Origin of the sequence: Streptomyces viridiviolaceus, from assembly GCF_014650995.1 — a bacterium.
Taxonomy (GTDB): domain Bacteria; phylum Actinomycetota; class Actinomycetes; order Streptomycetales; family Streptomycetaceae; genus Streptomyces; species Streptomyces viridiviolaceus.
In genome coordinates, this window is the sequence record NZ_BMWA01000063.1 from 1 (window position 1) to 8,976 (window position 8,976).

General features: G+C 71.6%; 1 protein-coding gene and 1 pseudogene. Both read right to left on the reverse strand.

Features of this window, described 5'->3' with window-relative positions; all coding sequences use genetic code 11:
• Window positions 1-5,719 (reverse strand): annotated as a pseudogene (locus tag IE260_RS40580) (type I polyketide synthase); the annotation flags it as partial.
• Window positions 5,720-6,035: 316 nt separating this feature from the next.
• On the reverse strand, window positions 6,036-8,976 hold a 2,941-nt coding region (locus IE260_RS40585; RefSeq protein WP_189880956.1), incomplete at its 5' end, for a type I polyketide synthase.

Genomic DNA, 8,976 nt, shown 5'->3' on the forward strand with positions numbered 1-8,976 from the left:
CCAGCGACGACGAGCAGGCCGTGTCCACGGTCACCGCCGGGCCCTCCAGACCCAGCGTGTAGGAGACCCGGCCGGAGACGAGGCTGCCCGGGCTGGTACCCATCGCGTAGTCGTGGTACATGACGCCGGCGAAGACGCCGGTCCGGCTGCCCTTGAGCGACAGGGGATCGATGCCGGCCCGTTCGACGGCCTCCCAGGACGTCTCCAGGAGAAGGCGCTGCTGCGGGTCCATCTCCACGGCCTCGCGGGGCGAGATGCCGAAGAAGCCGGGGTCGAAGTCGGCGGCCTGATGCAGGAAGCCACCGTTGCGGGAGTAGGTCTTGCCGGGGGTTCCGGGCTCGGGGTCGTAGAGGTTGTCGAGGTCCCAGCCCCGGTCGGTGGGGAAGTCGGTGACGGCGTCGGTGCCTTCGGCGACCAGGCGCCACAGGTCCTCGGGGGAGTTCACGCCGCCGGGGTAGCGGCAGGCCATGCCCACGATCGCGATCGGCTCGTCGTCGACCGCCGTGACCACCGTGGACTGCTGGACCGGCAACTGCTCCTGGCGGCTCAGCACGCTGGCGCCGATGTAATCGGCGAGCGCCTGTGCCGTCGGATAGTCGAACGTCAGCGTGGCGGGCAGACGCAGGCCGGTGGCGGAGTTCAGCCGGTTGCGCAACTCGACGGAGGCCAGCGAGTCGAAGCCGATGTCGCTGAACGCCCGGCCGGGCTCGATCGCGTGCGCACCGGCGTGCCCGAGGACGGCGGCGACGTGCGTACGCACCAGGTCCAGCAGGAACCGGTTCTGTTCCTCCGCCGGCATGGCCGCGAGACGCGCGGTCAGTCCGGAGTCGCCGCCCGCACCGCTGTTCCGGGCGACCTGGCGGCCAGACACGCGGACGAGACCGCGCAGCATCGCGGGAAGGTCCGCGCCGGCGCTGCGCAGGGTCGCGACGTCGAGGCGCACCGGCAGCAGCAGACTGTCGGGGAGGCGCAGAGCCGCGTCGAAGAGGGGCAGGCCGTCGGCGGCGCGCAGCGGCGGCATGCCGGAGCGTGCCAGGCGTTCCCAGTCGGCCTCACCCAGCTGGTCGGCCATGCCACCGACCTCGGCCCACGGGCCCCACGCCAGCGACACGCCGGTCAGCCCGCTCGCCCTGCGGCGCTGGGCGAGTCCGTCCAGGAAGGCGTTGGCGGCGGCGTAGTTGCCCTGGCCGCCACCGCCGAGTGTGCCCGCCACGGACGAGAAGACGACGAAGAAGGCGAGATCGAGTCCGGCGGTCAGCTCGTGCAGGTGCCAGGCGGCATCCGCCTTGGGACGCAGCACGGCATCCACACGGTCCGGAGTGAGCGCGCTGACGAGTCCGTCGTCGAGGACGCCGGCGCTGTGCACCACGCCGGTGAGAGGCCGCTCAGCCGGAATCTCGGCGAGCAGGCCGGCCAGGGCGTCGCGGTCGGAGACGTCGCAGGCGGCGATCGTCACGTCCGCGCCCAGATCCTCCAGCTCGGCACGGAGCTCGTCGGCACCCGGAGCGGCGGGCCCCCGGCGACTGGTGAGGAGCAGGTGGCGTACGCCGTGCCGGGCGACGACATGCCGGGCGACCAGGGCGCCGAGGCCGCTCGTGCCGCCCGTGATCAGTACGGTTCCGTCGGGACGCAGCGCGGTGTCGTCGACGCTGACGGCCGTCGGCCCGGTCACCGCGCGTGCCAGACGCGGGACGAGGAACGTGCCGTCGCGCAGGGCGCTCTCCGGTTCGCCGGTGGCGAGGGCGGCGGGCAACGCACGCAGCGAGGCATCGCTGTCGTCCAGGTCCACCAGCACGAACCGGTCCGGATGCTCGGACTGAGCGGAGCGGACCAGGCCCCACACGGCCGAGGCGACCGGATCGATCGTTTCCGCAGCCTCCACGGCCATGGCCCGACGGGTGGTCACCACGAGACGCGAGGCACTGAACCGCTCGTCGGCCAGCCAGGTCTGCACCGCCTCGAGCACCTGGTCCAGCGAGGTGCGAAGACGGCCGGTGGTGACGTCGTCGGCCTGTGCGACGCCGGTGCTGAGCACGGCGTACGGGGGTGTGTCACCGCCGTCCGCCACACCCAGCAGCTCATCCAACGACGGCAGAGCTGATGTCACGGAGCCGGTGGCGTCGGGTGAGAGCTGCGTCGGCTGCCACTGAATGCGGAACAACGAATCCTTGAACTCGTCGCGGTCTCCGCCCAGTTGCTCCTGCGACACGGGACGGGAAACCAGGGACTCCACGCTCAGCACCGGCTGCCCGGTCGCGTCCGCCAAGGCCAGGGCCGCGCTGTCCGGGCCGGTCGGAGTGATCCGCAGCCGAAGCATCGCGGCGCCGGCGGCGTGGAGCGTCACGCCGTTCCACGAGAACGGCAGAACCGTCCGACCGTTGTCCGGCCCCTGGTCCGCCACCAGGTTCACATGCAGGGCTGCGTCGAGGAGGGCGGGGTGGATGCCGAAGCGGCCGGCGTCTGCGTGGGCGTCTTCCGGGAGGGTGACTTCGGCGAAGATCTCGTCGCCGCGTCGCCAGGCGGCCTTGAGGCCCTGGAAGAGGGGGCCGTAGGCGTAGCCGCGCTCCAGCAGCCGCTGGTAACCGCCTTCGACGGGCAGGGGCTCGGCGTCCCGTGGCGGCCACTGGGCGAGGTCGAAGCCGGGCTGGGTGACGCGGGCGGCGAGCGTTCCGGTGGCGTGCCGGGTCCATACGGCGTCCAGGGACTGACCCTCCGCCGGACGGGAGTAGACGCACACCGTGCGCCGGCCGGACGAGTCGGCGTCTTCCACGACGACCTGGAGGGCGACCGCCCCCTCGTGCGGCAGGGCGAGGGGAGCCTCGAGGACGAGCTCGTCGAGACTGTCGCACCCGACGTAGTCGCCCGCCTGGAGAGCGAGTTCCACGAAGCCGGTCCCGGGGAGCAGGACTGTGCCGAGTACGTCGTGGTCGGCGATCCAGGTCTGTCCCTGCAGGGAGAGCCGACCGGTGAGGACGACGCCGTCGCCGTCGGGGGAGACGACGACGGCGCCGAGCAGCGGGTGACCCACCGACTCCAGACCCACGAGCGAGACGTCCCTGTCCGATGCCGGGGGAGTCCACCAGTAGCGCTGGTGTTGGAAGGCGTAGGTGGGGAGGGGGGTGGGGTGGGCGCCGGTGTCGGTGTAGAAGGCGTTCCAGTCGACGGTGGTGCCGTGGGTGTGGAGGTGGGCGAGTGCGGTGAGTGTTTCGCGGGTTTCGTCGCGGTCGCGGCGCAGGGTTGCTGCGAAGGTGAGGTCGTCGGTGGTGAGGGTGTCCTGGGCCATGGCGGTGAGGACGGCGTCGGGGCCGAGCTCGACGAACGTGGTGACGCCTTCGGTCTGCAGGCGTTCGACGGCGTCGGTGAAGCGGACGGCATTGCGGGCGTGGTTGACCCAGTAGTCGGCGTCCGGGGTGACGGGTTCGCCGGTGACGTTGGAGATGACCGGTATGCGGGGTGTCTGGTGGCTGAGTGTCCGCGCGATCTGCGCGAACTCTTCCAGCATGGGTTCCATCAGTGGTGAGTGGAAGGCGTGGGAGGTCCGCAGTCGTTTGGTCTTGCGGTCCGGGAACCGGTCCGCGATGGCCTGTGCTTCGGTCTCGTCGCCGGAGATCACCACGGAGGTGGGTCCGTTGAGGGCGGCGATGCTGACCTGGTCGGTCAGGTGCGGGAGGACTTCGGCTTCGGTGGCCTGGACGGCGATCATGGTGCCGCCTTCGGGCAGGGCCTGCATGAGCCGGCCTCGTGCCGTGACGAGGGTGGCGGCGTCTTCGAGAGAGAGCACTCCTGCGGTGTGGGCGGCGGCGAGTTCGCCGATGGAGTGTCCGGTGACGTAGTCGGGGCGGATGCCCCAGGACTCCAGCAGTCGGAACAGGGCGACCTCGATGGCGAACAGCGCGGGCTGCGTGTACTCCGTACGGTCCAGCAGCGCGCTGTCGTCGCTGTCCCAGATGACGGTGCGCAGCGGGATGGTCAGGTGCTGGTCCAGGGTGTCGGCGACGGTGTCGAAGGCGGTGGCGAAGGCGGGGAAGGCGGCGTAGAGGTCGCGTCCCATGCCGAGGCGCTGTGAACCCTGACCCGTGAACAGGAACGCGGTCAGACCGGTGGAGGCGGTGCCGCGTACGACGTTGGCTGCCGTTTCCCCAGTCGCCAGGGCGGTGAGTCCGGCCCGGGCCTCGTCCAGGTCGGCGGCGAGGACGACCGCCCGATGCTCCAGCGCCGCGCGCGTCGTCGCCAGCGAAAGGCCCAGGTCCAACGGGCGGACATCGCTCCGTGACTGTACGAATGACAGCAGCCGTTCCGACTGAGCACGCAGAGCCTGGGCGGTCTTGCCGGACACGACCCAGGGCACCGCCGGCAGTGACCGTACCGGCTCCGCAGCCTCCTCTGGCCGCTCCTCCGCAGGGGCCTGTTCCAGGATGACGTGGGCGTTGGTGCCGCTGATGCCGAAGGACGAGACAGCGGCGCGCCGGGGCCGGCCCGTGTCCGGCCACTCCCGGGCCTCGGTGAGCAGTTCGACGGCGCCGGCCGTCCAGTCGATCTGCGGTGAAGGGTCATCGGCGTAGAGGGACTTGGGGAGCACCCCCTGGTGCATGGCCTGGACCATCTTGATGACGCCGCCGACGCCCGCGGCGGCCTGGGCGTGCCCGATGTTCGACTTGATGGATCCCAGGTAGAGGGGTGCCTGTTCGGCTGGGCGTTCCTTGCCGTAGGTGGCCATCAGGGCCTGGGCTTCGATGGGGTCGCCGAGGGTGGTGCCCGTGCCGTGGGCCTCGACGGCGTCGACCTGTTCGGCCGAGATCCCGGCGTCGGTGAGGGCCTGGCGGATGACGCGCTGCTGCGAGGGGCCGTTGGGGGCGGTGAGGCCGTTGCTCGCGCCGTCCTGGTTGATCGCGCTGCCCCGGACCACCGCGAGGACCGGGTGGCCGTTGCGGCGTGCGTCCGACAGACGCTCGACCACGAGTACGCCGACGCCCTCGGAGCAGCCGGTGCCGTCGGCCGCGGCGGCGAAGGACTTGCACCGGCCGTCCGCGGCGAGTCCCCGCTGCTCGTTGAAGTACGTGAACATGTCCGGCGTGGCCATGACCGTGACGCCGCCGGCGAGGGCGAGGGAGCAGTCTCCCCGCCGCAGGGCCTGCATGGCCCAGTGCAGCGCCACCAGCGACGACGAGCACGCCGTGTCCACCGTCACCGCCGGGCCCTCAAGACCCAGCGTGTAGGAAACGCGTCCCGAGACCAGGCTTCCCGCGCTGCCGCCCTGCCCGTAGTCGTGGTACATGACGCCGGCGAAGACACCGGTCCGGCTGCCCTTCAGCGTGCTGGGGTCGATCCCGGTCCGCTCGATCGCCTCCCAGGACGCCTCCAGCAACAGGCGCTGCTGTGCGTCGGTCGCGACGGCTTCACGCGGGGAAATACCGAAGAATTCCGCATCGAAATCGGCGGCGTCGTACAGGAATCCGCCCTCGCGTGCAATGCTCTTGCCGGCCTTTCCCGGTTCCGGGTCGTACAGGCCGTCCAGATCCCAACCGCGGTCGGTGGGGAAGGGCGACACGGCGTCGGTTCCTTCGGAGACGAGGCGCCAGAGATCCTCCGGGGATTCGACCCCGCCGGGGTAGCGGCAGGCCATGCCCACGATCGCGATCGGCTCGCGCTCGCGCTGCTCCAGCTCGGCGACCCGCCGCCGGGCCTCGCGCAGATCGACAGTCGCCCGCTTGAGGTAATCGAGAAGCTTTTCCTCGTCACTCACCCACGCCACCCCAATGAATCGGTCGAGAACATCTACGCGCGCCAAAGCGTCGTGCCCTGATCAGGCCGCAAGAAAATTCCTGCTGGAGCGGGCTTCGAGCACCTGGAAATGCCTGATCGGTCACCGGCGAATTTCGTTGTCACGCTACTTAGACCCCTCGGGGCGGCCCAACCCCTACCGACCCCGATCAGCCCCTTACGGGCCCGGGCGCGACTCCGCCCCTGATACGGGCGTCGCACGGCGTCGGGCCCCGCCGGCAGAAGACGGGGCCCGACATCGTTCCTGCGCACCACTACTCGGACGAGGTCCCCAGCTCGCTGTCCAGGATGTCGAACAGGTCACTGGCCGTGGCGGACTTCAGGTCCGCGTCCGTCTCCTCCTCGGCGGGGGTGACCGGCGAGCGGGCCTCCAGCCACTGGGACGTCAGGGCCCTGAGCCGGGCCGCGATACGCGCGTGCTCTTCCTCGTCCACCGCCGCCGCACTCGCCAGTACGGCCTCCAGCTTGGCCAGTTCGCCGTCCACCGACGGCCCGGTCGCCTCCTCGCCGGCGAACAGCTCGGACCGGAGGTGGTCGGCCACCGCCCGCGACGTCGGGTAGTCGAACACGAGGGTGGCCGGCAGGCGCAGTCCCGTGGCGCCGTTGAGGGCGTTCCGCAGCTCCACCGCGGCCAGCGAGTCGAACCCGAGTTCCTTGAAGGCCCGGTCCTGACCGACGGCATCGGCGCTGCCGTGGCCCAGTACGGCCGCCACCTGCGTGCGGACGAGGTCCAGCAGGGCCCGGTCGCGCTCGTCCGGCTGCAGGCCGGCCAGACGCTGGCGCAGGTCGGGCCCGGAAGCCGGCCCCTCGGCTGCGCGCGCCGCCGTCTCGCGGGCGGGCGTACGGCGGACCAGGCCGCGCAGAAGAGCGGGAAGCTCCCCAGCACGGGACCGCAGGGCCGCGAAGTCGAGCCGGATCGGCGCGAGGACCGCCTCCTGGGCCACGAGACCCTGATCGAACAGGGCCAGGCCCTCCTCGGCCGACATCGCCGGCATGCCCAGCCGCCGCATCCGCTGGAAGTCGGCGTCGCCGAGCTCCGCCCCCAGTCCGGCGCCCACACCCCACAGGCCGAAGGCGAGGGACACGGCGGGCAGTCCCGCCGCCCGCCTGTGCTCGGCGAGAGCGTCCAGGAAGAGGTTCGCCGCCGCGTAGCCCGCCTGCCCGGCCGCCAGCACCATGCCTCCCGCGGAGGAGAAGAGGACGAAGAAGGACAGGTCCAGTCCGGAGGTCAGTTCGTGCAGGTGCCAGGCGGCATCCGCCTTCGGCCGCAGAACGGAGTCCAGACGCTCCGGCGTCATCGAACCGAGCACACCGTTGTCCCCTACACCGGCGGCATGGACGACACCGCCGAGGGGACGGTCGGCGGGGATGCCGCCGAGGAGCCGCTCCAGGGCGTCGCGGTCGGAGACGTCACAGGCGGCGAACGTCACCTCCGCGCCGAGAGCCTCCAGCTCCGCCCGCAGTTCGGTGGCACCGGGCGAGTCCGAGCCGCGCCGGCTGGTGAGGAGCAGGTGGCGCACGCCGTGGTGGGCGACGAGGTGACGGGCGACGAGCGCACCGAGACCCCCTGTGCCGCCCGTGATCAGCACCGTCCCGTCGGGGTCGAGCTCGGTGACGACGGGGTTGACGTCGGCGCGTCCGAGGCGCGGGACGCGGAGTTCGCCGTTGCGCAGGGCGATCTCGGGTTCGCCGGAGGCCACGGCCGCGGTCAGTGCGCGGTCGGACTCCTGCGTACCGTCCAGGTCCACGAGGACGAATCGGCCGGGGTGTTCGGACTGGGCGGCGCGTACCAGGCCCCACACCGGGGCGACGGACACGTCCACGTCACGGCCGTCCACGGACACCGCGCCCCGGGTCGTGACGACCAGCCGCGACTGGGCGAACCGCTCGTCCTCCGACCACGTCTGCACGGCGCGGAGTGCCCGGTCCAGCACGGTCCGCAGCTCCGGGACGACCCCGGAAGCCGCCGCCGTTCCCTCGATGGCGAGCCGGACGTACGGAGGCAGAACACCGGTCGACGCCGCACCCATGGCCTCGTCCGAGGCTGCGGCCAAGGCGTCCTCCAACGACGGCATGGAGGCCGTCGCGGAGCCGAGGGCTTCGCGGGACAGAGGCGCCGGCTGCCACTGGACTCGGAACAGCGAATCCCTGAACACGTCGCGCCCGGCGTTCAGTTGCTCGGAGGACACGGGACGGGAGACGAGGGACTCCACACTCAGCACGGGCCGGCCGGCCGTGTCGGCCACCGTCAGCGAGGCGCTGTCCGGTCCGGTCGGCTTCATCCGCACCCGCAGCGCAGTGGCACCCGCAGCGTGCAGCGTCACGCCGTTCCACGAGAACGGCAGCACGGTGCGGTCGTTCTCCGGCCCCTCGTCGGCCAGCAGATCGACGTGCATGGCCGCGTCGAGGAGGGCGGGGTGGATCCCGAAGCGCTGGGCATCGGCGTGGGCTTCCTCGGGAAGGGTGACTTCGGCGAAGACTTCGTCGCCGCGTCGCCAGGCGGCCTTGAGGCCCTGGAAGACGGGGCCGTAGGCGTAGCCGCGCTCCAGCAGCCGCTGGTAACCGCCCTCGACGGACAGAGGCTCGGCGTCCCGCGGCGGCCACTGGATGAGATCGCGGTCCGGTTCCGGCTGCCGCGGCGCCAGAGCACCGAGGGCATGACGTGTCCACACGGCCTCGGATCCCTGAGCGTCGGCCGGACGGGAGTGGATGCTCACCGACCGGAGACCGGAGGCGTCGGGCGCACCCACCGCGACCTGGAGCGCGACACCACCGCTGTCCGGGAGGACGAGCGGCGCCTGCAGGGTCAGCTCCTCGAGGGCACCGCAGCCCACGTGGTCACCGGCCCGCAGAGCCAACTCGACGAAGCCGGTGCCGGGCAGCAGGACCGAACCCAGTACGTCGTGATCCGCGATCCAGCTCTGGGTCCGGACGGAGATGCGTCCGGTGAACACCGTCTCTCCCGACTCGGGAGAGTCCACCACGGCACCGAGCAGCGGGTGCTCGGCGTCGGTCTGGCCGAGGTGCGTGGCGTCGACGGCCGTGCTCGGGGTGACGGACCAGTAGCGCTGGTGTTGGAAGGCGTAGGTGGGGAGGTCGGTGTGCCGGGCGCCGGTGCCGGTGTAGAAGGCGTTCCAGTCGACGGTGGTGCCGTGGGTGTGGAGGTGGGCGAGTGCGGTGAGTGTTTCGCGGGTT